The 23926-nt window shown below is 57.1% G+C and carries 30 protein-coding genes; 15 read left to right on the forward strand and 15 right to left on the reverse strand.

All coding sequences use genetic code 11. From position 1 onward, the window contains the following. Positions 1 to 5 precede the first annotated feature (5 nt). Positions 6 to 545: a redoxin domain-containing protein gene (locus tag QMZ18_RS33185; protein WP_282610737.1), complete on the reverse strand. Its 540-nt coding sequence runs from the start codon at positions 543 to 545 to the stop codon at positions 6 to 8. Positions 546 to 605: 60 nt separating this feature from the next. Continuing rightward, entirely contained in the window at positions 606 to 1385 is a 780-nt protein-coding gene (locus QMZ18_RS33190) for a hypothetical protein (RefSeq protein ID WP_282610738.1), read from the reverse strand. 93 nt (positions 1386 to 1478) lie between these two features. Here QMZ18_RS33190 and QMZ18_RS33195 point away from each other — a divergent pair, with 93 nt between their 5' ends. Next, positions 1479 to 2030: a MarR family winged helix-turn-helix transcriptional regulator gene (locus QMZ18_RS33195; RefSeq protein ID WP_282610739.1), complete on the forward strand. Its 552-nt coding sequence runs from the start codon at positions 1479 to 1481 to the stop codon at positions 2028 to 2030. 46 nt (positions 2031 to 2076) lie between these two features. Here QMZ18_RS33195 and QMZ18_RS33200 read toward each other — a convergent pair whose 3' ends face one another. From QMZ18_RS33200 to QMZ18_RS33225, 6 genes are all read right to left on the reverse strand, one after another. Continuing rightward, positions 2077 to 2484, reverse strand: a complete 408-nt coding sequence (locus tag QMZ18_RS33200) for an OsmC family protein (protein ID WP_282610740.1) — start codon at positions 2482 to 2484, stop codon at positions 2077 to 2079. A gap of 201 nt (positions 2485 to 2685) precedes the next feature. Further along, positions 2686 to 3093, reverse strand: coding sequence for an arsenate reductase (glutaredoxin) (gene arsC, locus QMZ18_RS33205; protein WP_282610741.1), 408 nt, complete (start codon positions 3091 to 3093; stop codon positions 2686 to 2688). A gap of 21 nt (positions 3094 to 3114) precedes the next feature. Next, positions 3115 to 4215, reverse strand: coding sequence for an ACR3 family arsenite efflux transporter (gene arsB / locus QMZ18_RS33210; RefSeq protein ID WP_282610742.1), 1101 nt, complete (start codon positions 4213 to 4215; stop codon positions 3115 to 3117). 50 nt (positions 4216 to 4265) lie between these two features. After that, a complete protein-coding gene (locus QMZ18_RS33215; RefSeq protein WP_282610743.1) occupies positions 4266 to 4598 on the reverse strand; it encodes a helix-turn-helix transcriptional regulator in 333 nt (110 codons plus the stop codon). 149 nt (positions 4599 to 4747) lie between these two features. Then, positions 4748 to 5353, reverse strand: a complete 606-nt coding sequence (locus QMZ18_RS33220; protein ID WP_282610744.1) for a hypothetical protein — start codon at positions 5351 to 5353, stop codon at positions 4748 to 4750. A 388-nt stretch (positions 5354 to 5741) separates the two neighbouring features. Continuing rightward, positions 5742 to 6647 carry a LysR family transcriptional regulator gene (locus QMZ18_RS33225; protein WP_282610745.1) on the reverse strand — a complete coding sequence of 302 codons (906 nt, stop codon included), beginning with the start codon at positions 6645 to 6647 and terminating at the stop codon, positions 5742 to 5744. Between the two features lie 111 nt (positions 6648 to 6758). On the opposite strand from QMZ18_RS33225, the gene QMZ18_RS33230 reads away from it, so the two are divergent. The 5 genes from QMZ18_RS33230 (at position 6759) to QMZ18_RS33250 (ending at position 10602) form a co-directional block, all read left to right on the forward strand. Further along, the gene (locus QMZ18_RS33230) at positions 6759 to 7742 is read left to right on the forward strand and encodes an aldo/keto reductase (protein ID WP_282610746.1); all 984 of its coding nucleotides are present in this window, start codon (positions 6759 to 6761) and stop codon (positions 7740 to 7742) included. Between the two features lie 60 nt (positions 7743 to 7802). Then, entirely contained in the window at positions 7803 to 8978 is a 1176-nt protein-coding gene (locus tag QMZ18_RS33235) for an MFS transporter (RefSeq protein WP_282610747.1), read from the forward strand. Positions 8979 to 9133: 155 nt separating this feature from the next. Then, a complete protein-coding gene (locus QMZ18_RS33240) occupies positions 9134 to 9715 on the forward strand; it encodes a TetR/AcrR family transcriptional regulator (RefSeq protein WP_282610748.1) in 582 nt (193 codons plus the stop codon). Positions 9716 to 9764: 49 nt separating this feature from the next. Next, complete coding sequence (locus QMZ18_RS33245; RefSeq protein ID WP_282610749.1) at positions 9765 to 10334, forward strand: carboxymuconolactone decarboxylase family protein; 570 nt, start codon at positions 9765 to 9767, stop codon at positions 10332 to 10334. A 22-nt stretch (positions 10335 to 10356) separates the two neighbouring features. Next, positions 10357 to 10602, forward strand: coding sequence for a glutaredoxin domain-containing protein (locus QMZ18_RS33250; RefSeq protein WP_282610750.1), 246 nt, complete (start codon positions 10357 to 10359; stop codon positions 10600 to 10602). Positions 10603 to 10674: 72 nt separating this feature from the next. On the opposite strand, the gene QMZ18_RS33255 is transcribed toward QMZ18_RS33250, so the two are convergent. Continuing rightward, positions 10675 to 11559 (reverse strand): LysR family transcriptional regulator ArgP, encoded by an 885-nt coding sequence (locus QMZ18_RS33255; protein WP_282610751.1) that lies wholly within the window; start codon positions 11557 to 11559, stop codon positions 10675 to 10677. 92 nt (positions 11560 to 11651) lie between these two features. On the opposite strand from QMZ18_RS33255, the gene QMZ18_RS33260 reads away from it, so the two are divergent. Next, entirely contained in the window at positions 11652 to 12266 is a 615-nt protein-coding gene (locus QMZ18_RS33260; RefSeq protein ID WP_282610752.1) for a LysE/ArgO family amino acid transporter, read from the forward strand. Positions 12267 to 12367: 101 nt separating this feature from the next. After that, positions 12368 to 12685 (forward strand): putative quinol monooxygenase, encoded by a 318-nt coding sequence (locus QMZ18_RS33265; protein WP_282610753.1) that lies wholly within the window; start codon positions 12368 to 12370, stop codon positions 12683 to 12685. 15 nt (positions 12686 to 12700) lie between these two features. Here QMZ18_RS33265 and QMZ18_RS33270 read toward each other — a convergent pair whose 3' ends face one another. Together QMZ18_RS33270 and ppk2 are read right to left on the reverse strand one after the other, a co-directional pair. Next, complete coding sequence (locus tag QMZ18_RS33270) at positions 12701 to 14470, reverse strand: radical SAM protein (protein ID WP_322097554.1); 1770 nt, start codon at positions 14468 to 14470, stop codon at positions 12701 to 12703. 145 nt (positions 14471 to 14615) lie between these two features. Then, the gene (ppk2, locus tag QMZ18_RS33275; protein WP_282610754.1) at positions 14616 to 15623 is read right to left on the reverse strand and encodes a polyphosphate kinase 2; all 1008 of its coding nucleotides are present in this window, start codon (positions 15621 to 15623) and stop codon (positions 14616 to 14618) included. Positions 15624 to 15766: 143 nt separating this feature from the next. On the opposite strand from ppk2, the gene QMZ18_RS33280 reads away from it, so the two are divergent. Next, positions 15767 to 16234, forward strand: coding sequence for a DUF123 domain-containing protein (locus QMZ18_RS33280; RefSeq protein ID WP_282610755.1), 468 nt, complete (start codon positions 15767 to 15769; stop codon positions 16232 to 16234). Positions 16235 to 16410: 176 nt separating this feature from the next. Here the strand turns inward: QMZ18_RS33280 and QMZ18_RS33285 are convergent, their stop codons facing one another. Genes QMZ18_RS33285 through QMZ18_RS33300 form a run of 4 tightly spaced genes read right to left on the reverse strand, consistent with a single transcriptional unit; the run spans position 16411 to position 18659 of the window. Further along, entirely contained in the window at positions 16411 to 16932 is a 522-nt protein-coding gene (locus tag QMZ18_RS33285) for a hypothetical protein (protein ID WP_282610756.1), read from the reverse strand. 40 nt (positions 16933 to 16972) lie between these two features. Next, the gene (locus QMZ18_RS33290) at positions 16973 to 17392 is read right to left on the reverse strand and encodes a hypothetical protein (RefSeq protein ID WP_282610757.1); all 420 of its coding nucleotides are present in this window, start codon (positions 17390 to 17392) and stop codon (positions 16973 to 16975) included. Positions 17393 to 17448: 56 nt separating this feature from the next. After that, on the reverse strand, positions 17449 to 17877 hold the full coding sequence (locus QMZ18_RS33295) for a hypothetical protein (protein ID WP_282610758.1): 429 nt from the start codon (positions 17875 to 17877) through the stop codon (positions 17449 to 17451). 38 nt (positions 17878 to 17915) lie between these two features. Then, entirely contained in the window at positions 17916 to 18659 is a 744-nt protein-coding gene (locus QMZ18_RS33300) for a hypothetical protein (protein ID WP_282610759.1), read from the reverse strand. 655 nt (positions 18660 to 19314) lie between these two features. On the opposite strand from QMZ18_RS33300, the gene QMZ18_RS33305 reads away from it, so the two are divergent. The 6 genes from QMZ18_RS33305 to QMZ18_RS33330 all read left to right on the forward strand — a co-directional run bounded on the left by QMZ18_RS33305 (position 19315) and on the right by QMZ18_RS33330 (position 23914). Beyond that, positions 19315 to 19782: a MerR family DNA-binding transcriptional regulator gene (locus QMZ18_RS33305; protein ID WP_322097556.1), complete on the forward strand. Its 468-nt coding sequence runs from the start codon at positions 19315 to 19317 to the stop codon at positions 19780 to 19782. Continuing rightward, positions 19779 to 20240 (forward strand): PaaI family thioesterase, encoded by a 462-nt coding sequence (locus QMZ18_RS33310; protein ID WP_282610760.1) that lies wholly within the window; start codon positions 19779 to 19781, stop codon positions 20238 to 20240. Before QMZ18_RS33305 ends, QMZ18_RS33310 begins: the two co-directional genes overlap by 4 nt. Before the next feature lie 72 nt (positions 20241 to 20312). Next, positions 20313 to 21485, forward strand: coding sequence for an isovaleryl-CoA dehydrogenase (locus tag QMZ18_RS33315; protein WP_282610761.1), 1173 nt, complete (start codon positions 20313 to 20315; stop codon positions 21483 to 21485). 36 nt (positions 21486 to 21521) lie between these two features. Further along, positions 21522 to 21701, forward strand: a complete 180-nt coding sequence (locus tag QMZ18_RS33320; protein ID WP_282610786.1) for a DUF1272 domain-containing protein — start codon at positions 21522 to 21524, stop codon at positions 21699 to 21701. Between the two features lie 352 nt (positions 21702 to 22053). Beyond that, complete coding sequence (locus QMZ18_RS33325) at positions 22054 to 22734, forward strand: SDR family oxidoreductase (RefSeq protein WP_282610762.1); 681 nt, start codon at positions 22054 to 22056, stop codon at positions 22732 to 22734. 46 nt (positions 22735 to 22780) lie between these two features. Then, positions 22781 to 23914 carry an acyl-CoA dehydrogenase family protein gene (locus QMZ18_RS33330; protein WP_282610763.1) on the forward strand — a complete coding sequence of 378 codons (1134 nt, stop codon included), beginning with the start codon at positions 22781 to 22783 and terminating at the stop codon, positions 23912 to 23914. The last annotated feature ends 12 nt before the right edge of the window (positions 23915 to 23926 follow it).

Consider the following 23926-nt stretch of genomic DNA (forward strand, 5'->3'; position numbering starts at 1 on the left):
GGGCGTCACTCTAACCTGCATCCCTCTTCGTCGCAGCGGGTTTCTTCTTTTGTCACAGGGGCTTCGAAGCTTTCCTTGCCCGGTAGCTCAGATAGCAGCAGGCCGATATCGTGCCCCAACCTCAGGTCGGGAATCTGACCGAAATACTGCGCGCGGCGGCGGCCTTGTTTGTCGATCAGGATAAGGGTGGGGGTGCCCTGCATTTCGTAGGCAGCCATGGTTTGCGGGAGGGCGTCATTTCCGGTCAAGTCGACGCCGACCGGGAAGGCGATGCGGTATTCGTAGAGAAAAGCCTCCAGCGAGACCGGGGTCATGGCAGCGTGGTGTTCAAACACACAGTGCAGGCCGATGACCGATATCTTGTCCTGCGGGAAGGCCTGATGAACCGCCTGGGCCTGGGGCAGGCCGTGGGCGACACAGCCCGGGCAGAGCATTTGAAAGGCTTCGATCATGACCACCCGGCCGCGCAGATCCGCAAGGCGTAAATCCTCCGGACTGTTGAACCATTGAGACACGTGAAGTTCGGGGGCGGGCGTTTCGTTCATTTTTGTTTTCTCCATGAATTGAAGAAAGGCGCAGCCCCAAAAAAGGCTGCGCCTCTCGGATCATTTAATTTTACCGGGCAGACTGAGGTCACCCGAAGCCACGTCGAAGATGTCAGTGACGCAGAGCAGGGGCGCATGGACGTTGGCGTTTACCCGCAGTGCCGACGTGACGCCGTCGTAGGACGCACCTGCCAGACTTTCGGCTTTGGCAAAGGGCACATTCACCTTGATCTCAGGTCCGTCGAACAGCGGTGTGTAGCCGGGACTGTCGATGAAAATAGGCAGGCCGGGCCAGGTCGCGGGCATGGCCGGTGTTTCGCCGTCCGGGATATCGCGCACGCCAAGTGCACCGGGGCCGCAGGTCTCGGTTGGGGTCAGGACCACCCAATGGCTGTGCCAGCGCGTGCCGTCATTGGCCGGGTCTCCGTCACCGTCTTCATCGAACAGCGGCGTATCGTCGAAGTCGGGGTGGCTGGTTGCAGCCAGGGCCAGGATCCCGGTACCGCCCTCGAAACCAACGGTCATAGGATCAAGGGAGGTCGGCCAAACGTAAGCATGGACGGGTGCGCCTGCTAGGGCGCCGACGGCCGCCGGTTTGTCGGCACCAGCCGTGCCGTTGGTCGTCATATGGAAGGTAACCGTTCGGCCGTCCCGGTGCACATGGGCGGCAAGGATGTCGAAAGAGGCTGTTTTGCCGCTATCGGCAGGTGAGCGGACCGCGTCGGCCTGGTGAGTGGCGTGACCGGCATGGTCGCTGCCGGCGGACGCGGAGCAAGCCGCGAGAAGTGCGGGGGATATCATTGCCAGAGCAAGGGCCGTGGCGGGTGAAGGGGTTTTCATAGCGAATTTCCATTCCATCGTTTGTTGGTGGAGTGAAAATAGTAGCGAGTCGATATTATTGCAATAGTGATTTCGAGTCGCTATTATATTGAGATGACCAAGCAGACCCGTTCCGAGCTTCGCTTCCTGATTGACCGGATTGCACGCATCAGTGCATCCGAAGACTGGAGCGACGGCCTCAATCCTACCCAACGCGCGGCGATTTCCTATCTGGCGCGCGCCAACCGTTTCTCGCGCATGCCGTCGCAGGTCGCAGACTACCTCTCAGCGACGCGCGGAACCGTGTCGCAGACTCTGAAGGCGCTGGCCCGTAAGGGGCTCGTGATAGAGGTGCGGTCAGAGAGTGACCGGCGCAGCGTGTCCTATGAGGTCACCCCAGAAGGTCAGAATGCCCTGGAGGTCGACACGCTTCTAGATGCAGCCTTGGCGGATCTGGGCACGAAGGATGCGGCAAACCTGACGACCTCTATGAAGGCGCTGGCAAAGTGTTTGCTATCTGCGAGGGAAGGCCGCAGCTTCGGTATCTGCAAGACCTGCCGGCATCATCGTAAAGGGAAGACAGGCGCTCACTGCGCCTTGCTGGAAGTGGAATTATTGCCGGAAGAGACCGAACAGCTTTGCCATGAGCATGAGGCGGCTGCATGATCCGCTGGACCGGCAACGGGCCTCCCATCGCTTCCTCTGGACGTCCTTAAGCTGTCGACTGGATCGTAACCGGGAGACCGCGCCGCAGGGAGTTGCTGACCATGCAGGAACCCTTAGCCTTGTCGATAACAGCCTGAGGATCGGATCCGTCCACGGTTTCACAGGAGACCTCCATGGTCGCGGCTGTGGCGATCAGCGGGTCACCTTCCATCTCTACCGTGACTTCAACTGCAATCCGTTCCAGGCCCACGCCAATCTCGTGGGCGACGTAACGAACGTCGTTGCAAAAGCAGCCGCCTAAGGCCAGGGCCAGGAGCTGCCCGCCATTGAAACCCAACCCCAGACCACCGGCGGTGCCGTCGGGCCGGTCCACCACGATGGTGTGCCCGCCGGCCCATCCCATCGCCGCTTCTGTGCCCGCCACATTACGCAGTTGAACCGTCATGGAAACCATGTTTGCGCTCCCTTCATTGCGGGTATGCAGACGCCTTGTCTGAAAACAATGGTAGGTTCAGTCTATTCGTCTCTTTAGCCTGAAATCCAGTGCAGCAGCATATTTTTCAGCGGGCGGAGCCTGGAATCGGTCCTCCGCTCATCTTCAAAGTCGGCGCGGATGTCGCAAAAAGCTAATTTGATTTCGATTCATTTGGGCTTGTCAGGCGCCCGCAGTCACTGCTTCCCCGTCTTCCTTTGTGAAGTTGCCGATCTCGACATTCTCCAGGATCTCCAACACCACTTCGGACGGCCGGCAGAGGCGGGTTGCTTTCGGGGTCACAACGATCGGGCGGTTGATCAGGATCGGGTGGTCCATCATGGCATCGATCAGTTGATCTTCGCTGAGCGAGGGATCGTCCAGGCCGAGCTCGGCGTAGGGTGCGCCCTTTTGCCGGAGCAGATCGCGGGCGGGCATCTTCATCTCCGCCAGCAACTCGATCAGACGTTCGCGGGTCGGCGGGCTCGTTAAGTACGCGATCACGCTTGGCTCGACGCCCGATTTGCGAATCATCGCCAGGGTGTTGCGCGAAGTGCCGCAGTCCGGGTTGTGATAGATGGTGACGCTCATGTGGATTCCTCTGATCGAAAGTCAGCTTTCAGGAAACGACCTGCGGGTCCGGTTTGCGAAAGCGACCAGGGAGAGCATGACCGGTACCTCCACCAGGACGCCGACAACCGTGGTCAAGGCGGCACCGGAATTCAATCCGAACAGGCTGATGGCGACGGCAACTGCAAGCTCGAAGAAGTTCGAGGTGCCGATCAAAGCGCAGGGTGCAGCGACATTGAAGGGCACGCGCCACAGCCAGGCCGCACCATAGGCCACGAAGAATATGCCGTAGGACTGGATGATCAGCGGCGTTGCGATCAGGGCGATCAGCAGGGGTTGCTCGATAATGATGTTGCCTTGAAAGCCGAACAGCAGAACCACCGTCGCCAACAGCCCGATTACGGAGTAAGGCTTAATGCCTGCAACGAAGCGGGTCACGGCCTCTTCACCGGCTTCGGATTTCCGGGTGTGGCTCATGAGCCAGCGACGGGTCAAATAGCCCGCGATCAGGGGTATGACCACATAGAGACCAACAGAGAGAATAAGGGTCGCCCAAGGCACAACAATATCGGTCACGCCGAGCAGCAGCGCGACGATCGGTGCGAAGGCGAAGATCATAATCACATCGTTGACCGAGACCTGCACCAGGGTGTAGGTCGCATCGCCTCGGGTCAGCTGTGACCAGACAAACACCATCGCCGTGCAGGGCGCCGCACCCAGCAGAATAAGCCCGGCAATGTATTCCTGGGCGTCTGCGGGCGCGATCAAATCCGCAAACAGGATCTCGAAAAACAAGACACCGAGTGCGGCCATAGAGAAGGGCTTGACCAGCCAGTTGATGACCAATGTGATGATCAGCCCCTTCGGGCGGTCACCGATATGGCGGAGGCTGGCAAAGTCGACATTCACCATCATCGGGTAAACCATCGCCCAGATCAGCACCGCCACCACCAGATTGACCGAGGCATACTCAAGGCTGGCGAGGAATTCAAAGAGGCCGGGCGTTACGGTTCCGATGCCGATGCCTGCAAGGATGCAAAGACCAACCCAGACCGACAGCCATTTTTCGAAAAATCCAATTCCGCCCGCCGGTAGGACTTCCGTGGAGGGATCTGAAGGCGGCGCGATGGGTTGAGTGCTCATGTAGTAGCTTTCGGTTTTGAAACGGAGGCGGTGATGATAGGGAGCCTTGTTCAGCAGGCGCAGGCGATCTGATCGATGGTCGGTTGACAGAGTTCCGGTTTGCCGCCGCAGCAGTCTTCCATCAGGTAGCCCAGCAGACCGCGCATTCCGTCGTAATCGGCGAAGTAACGTACGGCTCTGCCTTCGCGTTCGTTGCGGACGAGTCCTGCATTCAGGAGGATCGAAAGATTGGTCGACATGGTGTTCTGGCGGACGTCCAAGCGTTCGCCGATTTCACCGGAGAGCATGCCCCGTTCGCCAGCCTGAACGAGCAGGCGGAAAACTTCCAGGCGGGTTTCCTGGCTGAGGGCAGCAAAGGCATTAAGAGCATATTTTGTATCCATACATCAAGAATACTCGATATAAATCGAAGAGTCCACAAGCTATAGGAAGCAAAGTTGTTGCGGACGGTTCCGATCGTTTGTATTCGGCGTCAATCGATGGGGTCTTGGCGGTTCCAATATCGTTTACTGCAGATCGAAGCCGTCGGATTCTACAATCCCAATCCACCAAGAATTTCGTCGACCGCCGAACCGGTTTGCCGGGTAATGGCGGCCTGAAAGTCTGTGCTGGTGACTTTCAGGCTTTTGTCTGCCGGAGTTTTCCTTGAGAGATTGCTGCCGTTTATATCCTCAATCACAGTCGGCGGATTGCCAGCGATCACACGGCCTTCAATCTGAACGAAAGTATGGACCGGGTTGCTGGCGAAGATTTCCACCCGCTTATAGAGCCCGAATGCACCGGTAGGCGGCTTTTTGTTGTAGGAGAGGCCGCTATTGTAGTTATCGGGGCGCAGCAGGAGGATGACGTCGAGTTGCTTGTCGACCATGACCTTGACTAGAACCTTCTGAGTCTCATCGCTGATTTTGTGTTCGGACAGACCCAAGTTCAGGGAATAACCTGTCTGGAACCAGGCGCCCCTTCGAGACTTAATCTCAGGAATTTCACTAAGGTCGATGACCTTGCCACCGCGGCTCTCCGCTTCTTCCTGAAAGCTCTGGGTAACCATCTCCGGAAAGCTCCATTCGAGGCTGACTTGGTCGAAGTCGTTTTCCAGAATTGTTATACCGATGTCGTTGACATCCGCTTGGCTAGGCAAGTTGTTGATCAACCCGATTCTATTGGCCTTGACCTGTTTCAAGTCCGTTGTGGGGTTTGCGCAGGCGGATAATCCTGCAAGCAAAACAAGGAGAAGAAATCGCCGCATTTCTGCCGAACCTTTCAATGACCGGACTTAATTCTGGAGACCTTGAGAATAGAAGATTGAGTTGCCGGTTGCTTTGGATTCTCGATCCATCAAAAGCCGCGGGGCTACGGAAAAACCCGCAAGGTGATGTGCTCCCAAAACGTGAATAGCTCACTCGCGAAAAACTATCATCGGGCGCAAGGTTACTGAAGCTATCTGCGGCTGTAAAGGAGCCGGACTGGCCTTTCATGACGCAGGCCGGTTTGGTGCCCGGCGACAGATTCACTTGCAGATCTTCAGCTTAAGCTTCGCCGGCGAGACTGTTCCGGAGACCATAAATGACCTCAGCAAGATGATCGGCAACGACGCGCACGCGCCGTGACTGCGCGAGGTCCGCATGGATCACCAGCCAAATGCTTTGATCCACCCCTAGATCGATCGGCAGCTGGATGAGACCGGACCTTCGAGCCAGGAAATGCGGAAGGATTGCAAGCCCCAGTCCAGCAGCGGTGGCAGAAAGCTGTGCCGAAAGGGTCGTTGTTGTAATCGCCGGGGCGCGCCCACGAAGACTGCGCTCGATCCATTGCGCTGCGGGCAGGTGGCTTTGGGCCTCTGACCACCCGATGAAGCTGTCGTGATCGAGAGGACCGGTATCGGCACCTGACGGCCGCTTGTCCAGATACGCCTGAGCTCCGTAGAGCCCGAAACCGAGTGTTGCGAGCCGCCGGAGCGTCACGTTCCCGCGTTCGGGTTTGACCATACGCAGCGCGAGATCTGCGTCCCGCCTGTGCAGATTGACCGAAGCGACGTCGGTTGCGACCTCCAGTTCGAGCTGCGGATGGCGTGCGAGCAGGACAGGCAGGCTGGGGATGATGATGGGGTTCGCGAGGTTCTCGGCTGTTGCGATACGAACCAATCCGACTGTGTCGGATTCATGATCGGCTTGGCTTTCGAAAGCCAGGGCCGCGTTTTCCAGTGCTTCCGCTTTGGGCAGGAGCGCTTCGCCTTCGTCGGTCAGGCGGTAACCAGTCTGATGACGGACGAAGAGCGGAACGCCCAAGACCGACTCGAGCCGGTCGATGCGGCGGGAGGTGGTCGCGACACCACTGCCCAGCAGGCCGGCGGCGCTGGTGAGGGTGCCCTTACGCGCGATGGCCAGAAAAACCCGGGCGTCGTCCCACAAAAGCTGTTTCGAATCCTTGGGCATTTATCTTCCATATTTGGAATTCAATTTTCCAATCTTACCTCTGTTACCTGCAGAAATGGAATTCCATCTTCTTAGATAACTGCGCACCTCACCACTTTTCGAGAGGCTTTTATGAAGACCCGCCACTTAACCGACGACCTCGAAGTCTCCGCCCTTGGGCTGGGATGCATGGGGATGAGCGAATTTTACGGGCCGCGGGACGACGAGGAATCGATGCGGGTGTTGCATCGTGCCGTGGATCTGGGAATCGGCTTTTTCGACACGGCCGACATGTATGGTCTGCATCACAACGAAGACCTGCTGGGACGCTTTCTCAAAGAGCGAAGACCCGAGGCGGTTATTGCGACCAAGTTCGGGATTGTCCGTGAAGGCAACAGTTACGCACGCAGCATCGATAACAGTCCGGCCTATGCGCGCAAATCCTGCGAGGGATCGCTGCGGCGTCTGGGGGTCGAGCGGATCGATCTCCTCTACGTTCACCGGGTTGACCGCTCCCGGCCGATCGAAGAGGTGATGGGCGCGCTCGCCGATCTGGTCAACGAGGGCAAGATTGGCCATATCGGTCTTTGCGAGGTCAGCGCGAAGACCTTGCGCCGCGCGCACGCGGTCCACCCGGTTGCTGCGGTGCAGACCGAGTACTCGCTATGGACCCGGGATGTGGAGGCAGAGATTTTGCCGACCTGCCGTGAACTCGGCGTGGGATTTGTTCCTTACTCACCACTAGGCCGAGGATTTCTAACCGGCAGCTTCGACAGCGGCACCGCGTTTCAGGCGGGCGACTTTCGCGCGAACCTGCCACGGTTCTCGGGTGATAACCTGCAGGCAAATCAGGCCATCGTCGACGCAGTTAAGTCAATGGCGGCAGAGAAGGGCTGCACACCAGCACAGCTCGCGCTTGCCTGGTTGCTTGCGCAGGGTGACCGGATCGTGCCGATCCCCGGTACCAAGCGTGTGCGTTATCTGGAAGAAAACATGGCGGCTGCCGAGGTTGTGCTGAGCGAGGCCGAGGAACGCGTGCTTGCGGATGCAATCGCCCGGCATGTCGTGTCCGGTGCGCGCTATACGGAAGAAGGGATGAAGGGCGTGGATGCCTAGTTCGGGCTGAGCTATGGGGAGCCACCGTCTTCGCACGGCTCTTATATTGGGGCATCCGATGTGCTAACCAGAGCTATGGTCCCCTCGATCGCGACACGCAAAACAAGCGACTTTCCATCCATTCTGGCAGCGAGCTTTGGTATCGGAGCGTTTGGTCTGGCGTTGGGATTGACCTATCCTCTGCTGACCTTGCTGATGGCTGAGCGTGGCGTTCCATCTCACATCATTGGTCTCAATGCGGCAGCGATGGGGATCGGGATTGCACTCTCAACGTTGGTCATGTCCCGGCTCACCGCGCGCTTCAGTCCGGGATTTCTGATCACGGTTGGCCTGCTTGGGTCGGCCGCCGTCATCCTGGCTTTTGGGATGACTGACGATATCGCGGTCTGGTTCGCGTTGCGGATCTTCCTGGGGTTCAATGTTAACGCGGTCTTTGTTCTGACCGAAGCCTGGGTCAACGAGGCGGCGGCCGACAATATCCGGGGCCGGGCGGTCAGCGGGTATGCCATGTCGCTGACCATCGGCTTTGCGCTCGGACCTCTCGGTGTTCCACTGTTCGGGACTGCGTCTGCGCTGCCCTTTGCGGTCTGTGCAGTATTCGTGTCGATGACGGCGATCGTCATTGCTTTGCTTTCCAAGCGCGCCAAAGCACGGACGGGCATTGCACCGCCCGGTTCGTTGAAGCAGTTCCTGTTCGCTGCGCCATTGCTGGTCGTCATGGTGATGGCGTTCGGTTTCTCTGACTGGACTATGATTTCCATGATGCCGGTCTACTTCCTTGAAAAAGGTATGGCGCCGTCTCTTTCATCGACCATGGTTTCGATTGTGCATCTGGGCATGATTCTTTTTGCCCTGCCGACCGGCTATGCGCTCGACCGGCTGCCGCGTCTGCGGGTCGCAGCTGTCTGCGCCGCTGGTTCGGCCCTGACCTTCGCAGCAATGCCGTTCCTTTCGGCTCAGGGTGCAGGCATTTGGATCACATTGATCGTGCTGGGCGCCTGTTTGGGTGGTGTCTACACGACGGCATTGACGTTACTCGGCGAGCGCTTTGCCGGGGGTATGCTGGTCGCCGGCAGCGCGGTCTTTTCAATGAGCTTCACCTTGGCTGGAACCTTGGGGATGATCGGTGCCGGTGCCGTGCTGGAACTTGCCAGTCACGAAGCGGTCCCTGTCGGTTTCGCAATCTGCTTCGTGCTGTTGCTGATCGCCATACTCAGCACGAAACAAGGGGATTGAACCGCGGGCCGCGTGGGCGCTTTCTGAAGGGTTTCACGGTTAAGGTGAGTCGTGCTCGACTAACCCCAAATCTCCGCCGTTTTCTCATAAGCTTGCTCGAAAGTAGAGGCATGCACTTATGTTGACCGTTCGTTCCAAACTTGCTAGCGTCGAGTATGCCTTGGGAAAAGCAGTTCAACGAAGAAGAAGTGCTCGACCGCGCAATGGGGGCTTTCTGGGCGCGCGGATACGAAGCGACATCGGTCAACGACCTCTTGACGGTTATGGAGATCAACAGGGGCAGCCTTTACGCTGCCTTCACTGACAAGCGCAGTCTCTTCATTCGGGCACTCAAAAGTTACGACGAGAAGTACCGCCGCGACTTCCTGACAAGCGTGGCCCGCAACTACAGTCCCAAAGAGGCGATTTTTGCGGCATTCGAAGATGTCGTCGAAAGCTCGGACGGTGGCAGAAATCGTAAAGGCTGCTTGCTGGTCAACACAGCCCTCGAACTATCGCCTCATGATCCCGAAGTCGAGAAAATCGTGCGCGGCAGCCTAAGAGAAGTAGAGAACTTCTTTTGCGAGATGATCGTTGCCGCACAGGGTGAGGGGACAATCAGGACCGAGGTGTCTTCGCGCGAAGTGGCGCAGGCCCTGCTGGGATTGTTCCTGGGGCTGCGTGTGCTGGTGCGCTCACGACCGGAAAAGGACGTGATGAAGACGATCCTGAATCAGGCGCGTGCGCTTATAGATTAAAAAAATTTCACTGGTTTGGAACGGGCGGTCAAATGAGGGAGAAAGTAAGATGACTGTATCCTACGTCGAACGCGAACAAGCCGATGCTGCGACACTGGCCTTTTACGACAAAGCGGAAGACCGCTTTCAGGCGCTCCTTAATATCTTCAAGGTATTTGGTCATCACGCCGAATACGGCACAGTCTTTACAGAGCTTGTGATGGCGATCCTCAAGGACGGCGAGCTGAGCTGGCTGACCAAGGAACTGCTGATCCTCAAGGCGACCCAACGCAATAACTGCCAGTATTGTGTCATTCAGCATGAGCGCCTCTCCGAGATGCTTGGTATGGATACGGCCAAGATCGCAGGGCTTGAGGGCGGCAATTACAAGACGAGCGATCTCTTCACCGAAGGCGAGCGGGCGCTGTTGGATTTGACGGTTCAGATTGGTGAGGACGCCAACCGGGTGTCCAAGCAGCTTTGGGATCGCCTCCACGCCCATTGGAGCGAACCGCAGATCGTCGAAGCGGTCTTCGTGATCACCACCTACATTATGGTGTCAAAGTTCGGAGATGCGCTCGGCGTCGAACTGGAGCCGATGTTCGACGGAATGTCGTCGATCCTCGAAGTTCAACATTGAGGGGGCCCGCGCGAGGCAAGCAATGGCGAACATCGAAATTTACACCGGGCCGGCCTGCGGATACTGCGAGGCCGCGAAGACTCTGCTGAACGAGAAGGGGATGCTCTTCACTGAGCTGGACATAACCGACGTGGGCGTGCTGGCGACATTTCGCGAACGCTTGCCGCGGGTCAAATCCGTTCCGCAGGTCTTCATCAATGGCAAACACATCGGCGGTTACGAGGATCTGGTAAGGGTTGTAAACAATGGCAGTTTTGCGGAGCGTTAGGACGGCCCGCAGAGGACACAGGCACCGGACTGCATTTAGACACTGGATGACAGATCGGGCATTGTCTGCGACTCAGCGGGTGATCAGCCATTTCTGCGCTGCATCACGGACGGCTTTATTCAGATCGGAGATTGCCGTGGCGACCATGCGGCTGGACTGCCAGTGCAGCTCCACATCCAGTGGCTGGTCCGGGATCAGGGGGACGAGCCTACCCTCGGCCAGGTGTCGGGCCACCAGCGGTTCCGGGTTCATGCCCCAGCCGATGCCGGTGAGTGTTGCGTCGATGAAGGCTTGAGTGGAGGGTAGGGTATGAGATGGTACGACCAGCCGCTTGCCCAAATTTTTTTGCACCCACTGCGATTGCAGTCTGTCTTTCATGTTGAAATTTAAAGCGGGTGCCTGCTGGATCGCGGTTTGGGTGACACCGCTCGGAAACCACCGTTTTACATAGTCCGGACTGGCGGTCGCGATGTACCGCAGAGCCCCGAGAGGCTTGCTGTCGCAACCTTGGACCGGTCCAGGTTGGGCGCTCACTGCCGCAACGACTTCGCCGCGCCGCAGCCAATCCGCGCTGTAGTCCTGGTCGTCGAGCACAAGCTCGAAAAGGATGCCCTCGCAGGCGGCGATGACATCGATAAACCAGGTCGCCAGACTGTCCGCATTGACGGCGACCCTCAAGGTTGCGGACTTGCCGACGGGCATGAGCCCTGCCAGATCGTTGCTTAGTGTGTGTTCCAGCAAGCCGACTTCTTCGACATGCCGGAACAGACGCAGCCCTGTCGGTGTCGCAGTGCAGGGCTGGGCGCGCACGACAAGAACCACACCAAGACGGTCTTCAAGAAGCTTGACGCGCTGGGATACCGCTGAAGGTGTTACCCGCAGTTCCTGTGCCGCCTGTTCGAAGCTCCCAGTTCGGATTACAGCTGCAACGGCTGCCATGAGAGGATAGTCGAGCATAAATTAGAATTGCTTAGGTTAGCGTAGAAAACTTAATTCGCCTAAAGCACGGGATTGAGATAGTCAAGGTTCAGTTTCAACGGAGTGACACCATGACAACCGCTTTCCTGCCCGGGTTCTTGCCCGGCTTTCTGCTGGGCCTCAGCCTGATTGTTGCGATCGGTGCGCAGAATGCCTTCGTCCTGCGGCAGGGGTTGCGTCAAGAGCACGTGTTTCTCATCTGCCTCACCTGCGCCGCCTCGGACGCTCTTCTGATTACGCTCGGGGTGACCGGGTTTGCCGTGGTGTCGGAAGTTTTGCCTTGGGCGGAACCGCTTTTGCGGTACGGGGGCGCGGCCTTTCTGTTTGTTTACGGCTTGCGGTCTTTTATGACCGCCTTGCGCAGCGACGGCGCGCTGGCGCCTTCGCAAGACACGGTGGGAGCCCTATCGAAAGCCCTCGTGACCTGTCTCGCGCTGACCTGGCTCAATCCCCATGTCTATCTGGATACGGTGGTCTTTCTCGGCTCAATTTCCACGCGCTACGCGGAAAACCAGACCGCCTTCGGCATTGGCGCCGTGACGGCATCGTTCCTGTTCTTCTTCTCACTCGGTTACGGCGCACGCTTGCTGCGGCCTTTGTTTGCCAAGCCTTCGGCCTGGCGCATTTTGGAGGTCGGCGTGGGCGCGGTCATGTGGATCATCGCGATCGGTTTGCTTCTGGATTGATTTCGCGACAACAGTTTGGTGCGGGCCGAAGCACGGGGAATTCTTTGCCTGATAGTCTATCCGAAGTTTCGCATAAGGATAGATATCGGAAGGAGAGTGATGTGGGCACAGCAAAGGCGTTGAACGAGGGGTTTGTCGTCGCAATCACGATCGAAGCAAAGGATGGCCAAGCAGAAAAGATTGCGACCTTGCTGTCAGACCTAACTGGGCCCTCCAATGCCGAGCCGGGGATGAAGGTCTTCATTCCCTACAGATCGCCGACCAATCCCAATTTGTTTTTTGTCTACGAACTTTATGCCAGCGAAGCGGCCTGGGCGGAACATCAGGAAACGCCGCACTTCAAAAAGGCCCTGCCCGATCTTTTGACGCTTGTGGCGAAGCGCAAGCGGGTTCCATTCGTGCCCTATGTTTCGATCTAAGTGACGCAGCGTCGGCTAAGCGCGTGCGCGAACCTTCTCCCGCAATGCATTGTCACGGCGTGTTTTTGCTAAGGCCTGCTCGCCGCCGCGTGTGCCCGTGATCATTTCCAGGTCCTCGAGCGTTTCGTCGCTCGATGGTGTCAGGGCGAGGTCTTGAAATTCGTGACGCCGGGGATCCCGCTTGACTTTGAGGTAGTAGGGCCAGACGCGCCCAAGTAGGGCGATCCAGCGAATCTGGTCGCGCAGCAATCCGGCAAGATATTTCGGATAGAAGGACCAAACCGGCTCGATCTTCATTCCGGGACGCCGGTCGCGTCGGGCACGGCGGCGGAAAAAGCCGCCTTCCAGCGGATGCACGCCTTCGATCTGTACACAGCCGGCAAACCAGATCATCAGCCAGAGAATATTGATCGGCGAGCGCCCTCTTGCTGAAAAACGGCGCATGATGGTGAACATATGCTCGGGGCTGTAATAGGTCGCCCAGGCGTCGCGGTAGGCACGCTCCCAATCTTCGTCGGACATGGTCGGATGGTGGCTGACCCGGTGGTTGAGGTCATACTTGTTCATGTCGGGGTCCATCCAGACCCCTTTTTCGTAAAGTTTCTTGTGATCCTCCGAACCCGGCAGGGGAGTCAGAAAAAAGAACTCAAGAAGATCAAGCGGCAGCTCTTTCTTGACGATCTCGATGTCCCGCATGATCGATTCGTAGCTGTCGCCGGGAAAGCCGAGGATGTAACCCGCGTAGGTGATTGCCTTGTGCTTCTTCCAGGCCTGCAGCATGTCGCGGTACTCGACGATGCGGTTCTGGGCCTTTTGAGCCGCGGCGAGGTTTTCCGGGTTGATGTTTTCCAACCCGATGAAGACGCGATTGATGCCGGCCCGGGTGCACTTTTCAATGAAGTTCGGTATGCGGTGGCATAGTGTGTCCACCTGGATCACGAACTTAATGTTCATCTTTTCGCCGTGACGCAATTCGATCAGCCGGTCGACAAAGTTTTCCCAGTCCTTGTTGCGGGCGAAGTTGTCATCAGTGATGAAGAATCGATTGATGCCTTGGGCGTAGTTCTGCCGGATAATCTTCTCCAGATCGTCCGGGGTCCGGAAACGGCTCTTACGGCCCTGAACGTTGATAATCGTGCAGAAGGAACACTGGAAGGGACAGCCGCGGCCGAGATCGAAGGAGGAGTGTGAGCCTGCTGTGCGCTGAATGTGTTTGGCAGGCAGGATTGGAACCGGTTCTCCCGCAACATTCGGCAGCGCATGCATCCAGTTGTAGACAGGTTTGAGTGTGCCGGCCTGGGCGTCTTGCAGAACCTCGTCGAGACGCTGTTCCTCGGCCTCACCGGCGTAGATCGAGATACCGAGCTCCTGAGCCTCGCGAATATCTGCGGGCAGCTCATTCAGCATCGAGATGCAGCCGGAGACATGGAACCCGCCGATCGCCACCTGGATACCGGCGCTACGGAACTGCCGTGCAATGTCCATGGCGCGTGGAAACTGGTTTGATTGCACACCGGCCAGTGCGATCAGGGCCTGACCACCGGCAGCCTTCAGAGACTTGATAATTTTCGGCGGATAGACTCGGCTGTTGGTTTCGTCATAGGTGGAGAGCCGGATCTCGACATTATCTCCCAGCACTTTGCGCTCTTTGCAGTCGACAGCAATGCCGTTGAGTGCCGCAAGCGTGTTTGACGGAATAGCGGATGTCAGCCACTGGATTGGATAGCCGTCGTCGTCGTAATGCGTCGGCTTGATCATAACCAGATTGAAAACTTCACACGTCACGCGACCCTCCCCCGGTGAGCAGTCGTAGCCCGATTCGGCGCGATACTGCACGCCGCGGCCCTGCGGACTGCGTCATTCTGTGGGAAAAGTGGTCGCACGTCGAGAAATGAGTCCCTGCACCCAGGATTTTCTGCGCCGGCGGTCTTTACTTGTTCCGCCGCTGCTCCGGATGCAGGCTCTTGCCCAGGATCTGTTCGCTCCGCCCGATGACATGTTCACTTGTTCCGACAATCAGCGGATCGGGTAGCCCCACCACGTCCAGATTCTTATTCGGGTAGGGAAGCGAGCTGAGCAGGTGTCTCATGCAATTGAGGCGCGCGCGCTTCTTGTCATTCGACTTTATAATCGTCCAGGGCGCATCGGCGGTGTCGGTATAAAAGAACATTGCTTCCTTGGCTTCGGTATAGTCGTCCCATTTGCCAAGTGACTCCCGATCGATCGGCGACAGCTTCCACTGTTTCAGGGGATCCTTCTCGCGGGATTTGAACCTGCTTCTTTGCTCATCCTGGGTCACCGAGAACCAATACTTGAAAAGAAGTATCCCGCTACGGACCAGCATGCGTTCGAACTCGGGTGTCTGGCGCATGAACTCCAGGTACTCATTGGGGTTGCAGAATCCCATGACGCGCTCGACACCGGCGCGGTTGTACCAGGAGCGGTCGAAAAGCACGATTTCGCCGGCCGCGGGCAGGTGTTGTACATAGCGTTGATAATACCACTGTGAACGCTCTCTTTCGGAAGGTTTGTCAAGCGCGACAACCCGCGCTCCGCGTGGATTCAGGTGTTCCATGAAGCGTTTGATGGTGCCGCCCTTGCCGGCCGCGTCACGGCCCTCGAACAGGAAAACCAGTTTCTGCCCCGTGGCCTTCACCCAGTCCTGCACTTTAAGCAGCTCGACCTGCAATTCAGCCTTGCGGCGCTCGTACTCCTTTCGGCTGATCTTATTTTTGTAGGGATATTCTCCGGTCTCGAAGAAGCGTTTCGCCTCTTCGCGGCTGAGCGGCGCTACCGAGGCCTGATCGGCAACGACCGGGCCCGCTTGACCGTTGGTCGCGGAGTTCTTCGCGCGCTTGGGCTTTTTAGAATGCGCTTTGCCGGGCGTAGTTTTTGCCTTCAGATCAATCACAGATGTGTCGAGCGATTTTTCTGTCATGACGTCGCACCTCTCCCAATCGTTTTTTGATTATCAAAAACAATTGCGTCAAGATACTGCAGAGGCGCTCAGCCGATCTTGATTCAAGTCAATTCCATGAATCTATTCGCCGCGCAAAAACTGATTTGTAAAAGAAACCTCTCATGGATTCATTTCCTCAGCGTCTGCGCAAAGAGCTGAGAGACAGGCTTTCGATTGCAGGTCAGACCGGACTGTGGATTGCGCCGGAACAGGCCGTAGGCGTAGGGGATGCGAAAGGCGCATACCTGCTTGCCCTCCACCTGGCCAATCCTTTGAGAGTCAAACTCCCAAATACCGCAGCTGCCGTGCTGGAACCAGGCTGGTATCTTTATGCTGGCAGTGCCTGGGGTGGTGGCGGGATTGCAGCGCGGGTGAAACGCCATTTTCGAGGGGATAAAAAGGCCCACTGGCATATCGACCGGCTGACGCTAAAAGCTAACGACATGGCGGCGCTGACGCTGCCGGGCGGCAACGAGTGCGATCTGGTCGAATTGCTGCTGCGAGCCCCCTGCTTTCGCTTTGCATTCAAAGGTTTCGGCAGCAGTGATTGCCGTCGGTGCAAAAGCCATTTGCTGAAGTTCCACGAATGACGCGCTCTCAACATCCGCGCGGTGCTCTCGTGTTATCCGGAGGCTTTGAGGTTACGGAATTCCCGCCCGGTCTGCGAAGGAACAAGGAAGGTAGTCTATTCCCTGCGCCTCGGCTCAGGACTGGCCGCTTTTCTGCGGCCTAAAGCAGGGGCGGGATTGCTACATTCGTTCAATGTTCAACGATTTCCGAAGTATATGATCGCGGAAAGCGTCAAGCCGCCCAGCAAACCGATCGCTGAAAACACCACGATCAGGATTGTCACGATGGTCCCACCGCGCTTGTCGTGGGTGACAACCAGGTTGTTCTCGTCGGCAACTGTCGGGTCGGTAATGCCCGTAACGGTTAAACGAAAGCGACCGGGCCTCTCAATCTCGAAGGCCCCGAGAGAAAGCCGGGACCGGGAAATGCCCGATGAGGTAAACGGGACAATAGTGCGGTTCAGCGGCACAGCCGACTGATCAGACAGGTCCGTCAGTTGGTAGTCGAGACCGCCGAAGGCACGGGTAAAGCGCGGCCCCTCTGCATGGAGCACTAACGAGCCCACTGTGTCGATGGCGATTTCCTGTTCAACGAGCAGCGGCACAGATAGGACCAGCTGTGTCCGGTGCACCTCCACCAGGCGCCAGATGAAGATCGGCAGAATGATCAGGCTGATCAGACCGACGGGTACCGTAAGCCAAAGCCACTGGTTGGACATCACATCGTCTCCACAAATGATACTCGGCTAGGCATGACCTTCAGTCCTCGATGTATTCGTACAACAGGACCCGCGCGCAAAGGGGACAGCGTTCGTCCCCAAGGTCATGCGTTGAGATTTCGCAATGCGGGCAATGTTGGGTCCAATGCTCGTCGGTCCTGTTTACGCTGTATCGGAGGCCGGGAAAGCGCAGCGGCGTTCCGAACGTGAGCAGGACCGCGAAGTAATGATAGCGGGCTTCGGCCGATAGGTCGTAGGAACAGAAGGTCGGCATCCAACGGCGGCCCTTGATCGCTTGGCGATGCGGCACCCTAGTAGCACCGGCATACTGCCTTTGCGGCCAGCCGGCGCGATCGAACCATTTCTTGTCGAATGCCATCCAATCGTCTTGGGATACCAGACTTTCAGCCTCGGCATAGTAGTCTTCAAGCTGGGACATAAAGGCCGGTTTGAAGGCCATCGATCACCCCGGACGGTGGTTGCTTGGCATCAAGATGCTGCGAGAATACGAGAGCCCTACTGCGAGGTCGCCCATTTCGTCTCCTCGATGACAAAGGAGTCGGATGACCGCATAAGCGTGACCACGCCGCGCATTGGAAGGTCGTTCTGCTCGGTAGCCGTCATGTTCAAACGCACACCGTCGTCGAGCGATTCTTCGCTCTCCAGGTTGACGTCCTTCAAATCCCGGGCCAGCTTGCTTTGCCGCTCCAGGGCACTGGCCTGGGTAGCCTCATCGGCCGACTCGTAACGCCCACGCCACCAATCGGGCATGAAAGGCGCGACATCAGCAATCTTTTCGGCCGCCGCCGCAGTTTTTAGATAGTCGAGATAGAAGGCAAAGGCCTCTGACGTCTCGTCCGCCAAAGATACACGTCCGCCGCCCAAAATTACTGCCGTGCAAAGAACGGCACCTACAACGAAACCCGAAATTTCTTTCAACATCATCGCCCCTCTCCCTCAATCCTGATAGTTCTAGATTAAATTCAATTCTTCAGAAGAATTTGACTGATCTTTTCGGCTTTGGTCAGAAGGCCCCGCCAGGCCCCCACAGAAACGTCATCCCTGCTGGTCCAGGAAACCAGGACAAGTTGATCCCGGATCGTTGCTGAACTCCAGCCATCTGGAAGTCCTTGGGCCGTGGGGCCGCTCCACCCAAGTAGTTCTTTCTCCAGCGCCGGCGGGATTTCCACCGGTTCCAGTTCGGTCTGCCCTTCTTCGGTATGACCGGTGTAGCCGGTGGTCTCGATGTAGAAGCGTTCCCGAAAGGCCGGGCCGCCGATATCGGTTTGCACATCGGGTTTTAGGGCAACGAGTGACCGCGCGGCTCCCGGCGGATACTGGCCAATGGTATAGATTGGCGCATTTGCTCTGGTCCTACCCTCGATCAGACAGGCAATCCCCCTGTAGGTCGTGCCGGTGTCGATAGTCCCAACTTTGTACTCGAAATGAAAAAAATAGGCAGTGCCACCGGCACGGGACGCTATCATCACCTTGCTGGGTTGCCAGTGGTGGCGAACATAGAGTTTTGACAGGGCTTCCCGCAGCTTCCCCGGCACAGAATCGGCCCAGTCCCAGCCTTCGGCTTGGGCCAGGACCTGCAACTGGTCGCTTGTTTTACTGCTCTTGATCCACATCGGAACAAAAACTGCGAGGGCGGCAAGCACACCCACGCCGGTGATAATCATAGCCGGAAGAAAGCGCGGGTCTGAAGTCGATCCCCATCCCATCACAGAAACTCCTTATTCGAAATTCGAGGCTTTCGCGTTCGTCAAAAATATAAAATTCACTCAATCAATGATTTAAAACTATCACTGTTTTAACCTACAGTTCCCAAAAATTTGGCCGACATTCCAATGATAACCTTCAAACCGGAGTCAATCGTGGGTAAGCTTTGTAATCGATGGAAGTAATTTCTTTCGTCGACCATTCGACAATTCCGATGTCATATCTCGCTGTAGTTGGAAGGCCACGCCTGTACAATTCCCAGCACCCAGACATAGCTCTCCTGTCATTTTCAACGTGCCATCGAATCTTCCGCTTACGCCGGTAGGGGGTGATCTTAGACCATCATTCAATCCACAGATTTTCTGGAATAAGCTCCTTGGCGCGGCCACCTCGGCCACCGGAATGTGACATGCCGGACATGGCGAACGACCTTGGCGTTGATTTTCACCAGCTTCAGTCGGCGATCGAAATCGACCTGCAGTGTGGATTTCCTGCCTTCACCCACTGGGTGAGTAGGCGCGTGTCTGTTCAGATGTGTGTATAATATTGATTCTTATAGAAGAATCATGCTGTCGCCGCATGAAATCTAGGACTTGCCGGGGAAATCGGAGCTTAAGACTGAACATCGCCATCAAAGCACACTGAATGAGCCAGGCAATGCAGTCGAACTTCGATATTTACGTTTACGTAAACGTCAACTATTATCAATCGATGAATAAATCCTTCTCTATAGCTGAGCTGGCACAGGAATTCGGGATCACGAACCGGACCATCCGTTTCTATGAATCCGAAGGCATGCTGGCACCATTGCGCGAGGGGCAACGCCGAATTTATCGCCCACGGGACCGAGTGCGACTGAAGCTGATTCTACGCGGTAAACGCCTGGGTCTGAGCCTTCAGGAGATCCGCGAGATCATTGACCTCTATGATGCCGCCAAGGGTGAATCCGGACAACTTAATCTGCTGCTCGATAAGATCGAAGCCCGCAGGGAAGATCTGGAGAACAAACGGCGCGACATCGACGCCACGTTGTCGGATCTGGATGACGTCGCTGAAAAGTGCCGCGCGCGGCTGGATGAAATCAACGCTGGCGTAATTCTTGAGGCAAAAGGGGGCGTGGGATGACGTCATTCACTGTTCATGACCCTGAATACGAATCCAAGGTGCGCGCCAGCTTTGCGCGGCAGAAGATCATGGCGCTGCTCGGGGCTGAACTGGGGAAGGTTGAACCAGGGCTGGTCGAGATTGAATTACCCTTCCGGGAAGACCTGACACAGCAGCACGGGTTCTTTCATGCAGGGGTCACCAGTACGATCGCGGATTCTGCCGGCGGCTATGCCAGCTTCAGTCTGTTTCCGGAAGAAAGTTCCGTTCTCACGGTCGAGTATAAAATGAACCTCCTGGCGCCGGCCGACGGTGAACGCCTGGTCGCGACCGGCCGTGTGCTCAAGCCTGGCCGGACTTTGACTGTCTGCGATCTCGAGGTGGTGGCGTATAAGGCGGGCCGCAGCAAGCTGGTGGCGAAAGGACTGCAGACCATGATGTGCCTGCAAGACCGGCCCGATATTGCTCAAGCCGGATAAAACATCAACCGCCAGGGTCTTACGCTGTCGCTTAAGCCCTCGGCGGGACAGGATCTACACAGGAAACTTCTCATGATACCGAACCAATATCCCGGCCTAGATTTCGACCTTGGCGAGACCGCCGAAATCATGCGTGACACCGTCATGTCTTTTGCCTCGGAAAAGATAGCCCCCCTTGCGGCCGACATCGACCGGGACGATCGCTTTCCGCGCGAACTCTGGCCGCAGATGGGTGAACTCGGCCTGCTCGGTATCACGGTTGAAGAGGAACTTGGCGGCAGCGGCATGGGGTACCTCGAACATTGTGTCGCTATGGAAGAGGTCAGCCGCGCGTCGGCGAGTGTCGGCCTGAGCTACGGCGCGCATTCGAACCTCTGCGTCAACCAACTGCGCCGGAACGGCAACGCCGATCAAAAGACCCGTTATCTGCCCGGATTGATCTCAGGCGAACATGTCGGTGCGCTGGCGATGAGTGAACCTGGGGCCGGATCAGACGTCGTCGGTATGCGCACTCGGGCCGATAAGAAAGGCGATCGCTACGTCCTGAACGGCAACAAGATGTGGATCACCAACGGACCCGAAGCAGATGTCCTGATCATCTATGCCAAGACCGATCCTGACGCCGGGCCACACGGGATTTCGGCTTTCCTGGTGGAGAAGGAATTTAAGGGCTTCTCGACCGCACAGAAGCTGGACAAACTCGGCATGCGCGGCTCGCCGACCTGCGAACTTGTATTTGAGGATTGCGAGGTGCCGGAGGAGAATCTGGTTGGTACTTTGGGGAAGGGCGTCAACGTTCTGATGAGCGGTCTCGACTATGAACGCGCTGTTCTGGCAGCTGGTTCCACAGGCATTATGCAAGCCTGCATGGATGTTGTGCTGCCATATCTGCATGAGCGTAAGCAGTTCGGCAAGTCGATCGGCGAATTTCAGTTGATGCAGGGAAAATTGGCTGACATGTACACCACGATGAACGCCAGCAAGGCTTACGTCTATGCCGTGGCAAAGGCCTGCGACCGGGGTCAGACGACGCGTAAGGATGCCGCAGGTGCTATTCTCTATGCGGCGGAAAAGGCGACGTGGATGGCGTTGGAAGCGATTCAAGCCTTGGGCGGTAACGGCTATATTAATGACAACGCGACCGGCCGGCTGCTGCGTGATGCCAAGCTCTATGAGATTGGGGCCGGAACCTCGGAGATCCGCCGTTGGTTGATCGGCCGCGAGCTGTTCGGCGAAACGGCATAACGAAAAGCGATCAGGAGTACCGGTATGTCTCTTGAGATGAAGCCGAAGTGCGAGCGGTGCGGGAACGGTCTTGCCAAGGATGGCCAGGCTTTTATCTGTAGTTATGAATGCACCTTTTGTCCTGAATGCACCAAGGCAATGGAAAATACCTGTCCGAATTGCGGTGGTGAGCTCCTGACGCGGCCTCGCCGAATTGAGCCGGCAACGGTCGCCTGAGACGGAAACACAGGCGGGGGTCTATCACCTGTTTTTTCGCTAGAGACATTGGCGTGCGTACAAACTGACTGCCGAGTCGTTGGGATGCCTGGATGTCTTCGGGGTCGTTGAATCAACGAAGAGTCAAAGCCTTAGCCGGACCGCACGATGCAAACACCACTTGACGGATTTCCGTTTCTGGATAGGGGGAGTAGGCTTACGCATTCGCGGTGTATTCGCCCGATGTTACAGAGCGCGATCGCTCCTGATTGAAAGAACCAGGAACGAGAATCGCATTCGAACCAACTAAACGAGAGGCTGATTCACGTTTCGCTTTGATTCAAAGAGAAGCGATCGCCCTCTAGGAGGCCCCGTGCCCACATTACTCATTACCGGCGCCAATCGCGGCATCGGTCTGGCGCTGGTGCAATCGTTCGCCAAGGACGGCTGGAAGATTCATGCCTGCTGCCGAAATCTGGAAAAGTCAAAAGACCTGAAAGCGGTTTCCGGCGATATCACGCGCCACAAGCTGGATGTGACTGATAATCTCAAGGTGGAAGCCCTTGCGCGGCAGCTTGCAGACGAACCGATCGACCTGCTGCTCAACAATGCGGGTGTCTACAACACGCGCGAAGGTTACGGGGCGACCGACTACGACGCCTGGTCGGAGATGCTGGCCGTCAATACTCTGTCGCCTTTACGTGTGGTCGAACATTTTGCCGATCTGGTGGCCAAGAGCGACCGCAAACTGATCGCCAATATGTCGAGCCGGCTTGGCTCGATCTCGGCAGCGGAAAAGGGCGGAAACTACCCCTATCGGACCTCGAAGTGTGCGCTGAACATGGTGACCAAACTGCTGTCCATCGATCTTGCCGAACGGGGCATCACGACGATCGCGATGCACCCCGGATGGGTCCAGACCGATATGGGCGGCGGTACCGCGGATATTACCGTCGACGAGTCCGTGCGCGGACTCCGAGCTCTACTCGACTGCACCGGACCGGACGACAACGGCGGCTTTTTTAACTATGACGGTTCGGCGTTACCTTGGTGACACCTGCCGTTGCTAAGTGGAATGCAATAGGGGACGCAATCACGTCATGCTGCTGAACAACGAACAGAGACTGATCCGCGATACCGCCCGGCAGTTTGCACAGGAACGCCTGGCCCCTCATGCCGCCACCTGGGACCGCGACGCCTGCTTTCCCAAGGAAGCCATCCAAGAGATGGCGTCACTCGGGTTTTTGGGCATGTTGGTGCCTGAAACCTATGATGGCGTGGGGGCGGACAATCTGTCTTACGCTCTTGCGCTGATGGAAGTCGCGGAAGGGGATGGTTCCTGTTCGACCGTCATGAGCGTGCATAACTCGGTTGGTTGCATGCCGGTGTTGCGCTATGGCTCCGAAGAGCAAAAGGAACGGTTTCTGAAACCGATGGCCCGCGGGGAAAAGCTCGGCGCTTTCTGCCTGACCGAACCGCAGGCGGGATCGGACGCGGCAGCCCTCAAGACAAAAGCGCGCAAGGACGGCAATCACTACGTCCTCGATGGTGTGAAGCAGTTCATTACCTCCGGCCGCAACGCCGACGTTGCCATTGTTTTTGCAGTGACCGATCCGGAGAGGGGAAAGAAAGGCATTAGCGCCTTTATCGTACCGACCGATACGCCGGGCTACGGCGTCGCCTCCACTGAAAACAAGCTGGGACAAAAGGCATCGGATACCTGTCAGATTTCCCTTGAATCCTGCCGATTGACCCCGGATCATCTATTGGGTGAAGAGGGCGAGGGCTATCGTATCGCGCTCTCCAATCTTGAGGGCGGGCGGATCGGAATCGCCGCTCAATCGGTGGGCATGGCACGGGCCGCCTATCAGGCGGCCTTGAGTTACGCCAAAGAGCGCCAAAGCTTCGGAAAGCCGATCGTCGAACATCAGGCGGTCTCCTTCCGTCTGGCGGACATGGCGACACAGATTCACGCGGCTGAATTGATGGTCATGGATACGGCGCGCCTGCGCGATGCCGGCATGCCCTGCCTGAAGGAAGCGGCGATGGCCAAGCTCTTTGCCTCCGAGATGGCCGAGCGGGTCTGTTCGGATGCCATTCAGATCCACGGCGGCTACGGCTACCTCAACGATTTCCCGGTGGAACGGATCTATCGGGATGTTCGGGTCTGCCAGATTTACGAAGGTACCTCTGACATTCAGCGCCTGCTGATTGGCCGGGAGATCACGAAGTAGACTGCCGGAATC

The organism is Pelagibius sp. Alg239-R121 (assembly GCF_947331435.1).
In the GTDB taxonomy this organism is placed as follows: domain Bacteria; phylum Pseudomonadota; class Alphaproteobacteria; order Kiloniellales; family Kiloniellaceae; genus Denitrobaculum.

Excerpts from the sequence above, each read along its gene's own strand:
- QMZ18_RS33185 (WP_282610737.1), bottom strand. The coding sequence starts at position 545 with ATGAACGAAACGCCCGCCCCCGAACTTCACGTGTCTCAATGGTTCAAC.
- QMZ18_RS33190 (WP_282610738.1), bottom strand. The coding sequence starts at position 1,385 with ATGAAAACCCCTTCACCCGCCACGGCCCTTGCTCTGGCAATGATATCC.
- QMZ18_RS33195 (WP_282610739.1), top strand. The coding sequence starts at position 1,479 with ATGACCAAGCAGACCCGTTCCGAGCTTCGCTTCCTGATTGACCGGATT.
- QMZ18_RS33200 (WP_282610740.1), bottom strand. The coding sequence starts at position 2,484 with ATGGTTTCCATGACGGTTCAACTGCGTAATGTGGCGGGCACAGAAGCG.
- arsC (WP_282610741.1), bottom strand. The coding sequence starts at position 3,093 with ATGAGCGTCACCATCTATCACAACCCGGACTGCGGCACTTCGCGCAAC.
- arsB (WP_282610742.1), bottom strand. The coding sequence starts at position 4,215 with ATGAGCACTCAACCCATCGCGCCGCCTTCAGATCCCTCCACGGAAGTC.
- QMZ18_RS33215 (WP_282610743.1), bottom strand. The coding sequence starts at position 4,598 with ATGGATACAAAATATGCTCTTAATGCCTTTGCTGCCCTCAGCCAGGAA.
- QMZ18_RS33225 (WP_282610745.1), bottom strand. The coding sequence starts at position 6,647 with ATGCCCAAGGATTCGAAACAGCTTTTGTGGGACGACGCCCGGGTTTTT.
- QMZ18_RS33230 (WP_282610746.1), top strand. The coding sequence starts at position 6,759 with ATGAAGACCCGCCACTTAACCGACGACCTCGAAGTCTCCGCCCTTGGG.
- QMZ18_RS33240 (WP_282610748.1), top strand. The coding sequence starts at position 9,134 with ATGCCTTGGGAAAAGCAGTTCAACGAAGAAGAAGTGCTCGACCGCGCA.
- QMZ18_RS33245 (WP_282610749.1), top strand. The coding sequence starts at position 9,765 with ATGACTGTATCCTACGTCGAACGCGAACAAGCCGATGCTGCGACACTG.
- QMZ18_RS33250 (WP_282610750.1), top strand. The coding sequence starts at position 10,357 with ATGGCGAACATCGAAATTTACACCGGGCCGGCCTGCGGATACTGCGAG.
- QMZ18_RS33255 (WP_282610751.1), bottom strand. The coding sequence starts at position 11,559 with ATGCTCGACTATCCTCTCATGGCAGCCGTTGCAGCTGTAATCCGAACT.
- QMZ18_RS33260 (WP_282610752.1), top strand. The coding sequence starts at position 11,652 with ATGACAACCGCTTTCCTGCCCGGGTTCTTGCCCGGCTTTCTGCTGGGC.
- ppk2 (WP_282610754.1), bottom strand. The coding sequence starts at position 15,623 with ATGACAGAAAAATCGCTCGACACATCTGTGATTGATCTGAAGGCAAAA.
- QMZ18_RS33280 (WP_282610755.1), top strand. The coding sequence starts at position 15,767 with ATGGATTCATTTCCTCAGCGTCTGCGCAAAGAGCTGAGAGACAGGCTT.
- QMZ18_RS33285 (WP_282610756.1), bottom strand. The coding sequence starts at position 16,932 with ATGTCCAACCAGTGGCTTTGGCTTACGGTACCCGTCGGTCTGATCAGC.
- QMZ18_RS33290 (WP_282610757.1), bottom strand. The coding sequence starts at position 17,392 with ATGGCCTTCAAACCGGCCTTTATGTCCCAGCTTGAAGACTACTATGCC.
- QMZ18_RS33295 (WP_282610758.1), bottom strand. The coding sequence starts at position 17,877 with ATGATGTTGAAAGAAATTTCGGGTTTCGTTGTAGGTGCCGTTCTTTGC.
- QMZ18_RS33300 (WP_282610759.1), bottom strand. The coding sequence starts at position 18,659 with ATGGGATGGGGATCGACTTCAGACCCGCGCTTTCTTCCGGCTATGATT.
- QMZ18_RS33305 (WP_322097556.1), top strand. The coding sequence starts at position 19,315 with ATGCAGTCGAACTTCGATATTTACGTTTACGTAAACGTCAACTATTAT.
- QMZ18_RS33310 (WP_282610760.1), top strand. The coding sequence starts at position 19,779 with ATGACGTCATTCACTGTTCATGACCCTGAATACGAATCCAAGGTGCGC.
- QMZ18_RS33315 (WP_282610761.1), top strand. The coding sequence starts at position 20,313 with ATGATACCGAACCAATATCCCGGCCTAGATTTCGACCTTGGCGAGACC.
- QMZ18_RS33320 (WP_282610786.1), top strand. The coding sequence starts at position 21,522 with ATGAAGCCGAAGTGCGAGCGGTGCGGGAACGGTCTTGCCAAGGATGGC.
- QMZ18_RS33330 (WP_282610763.1), top strand. The coding sequence starts at position 22,781 with ATGCTGCTGAACAACGAACAGAGACTGATCCGCGATACCGCCCGGCAG.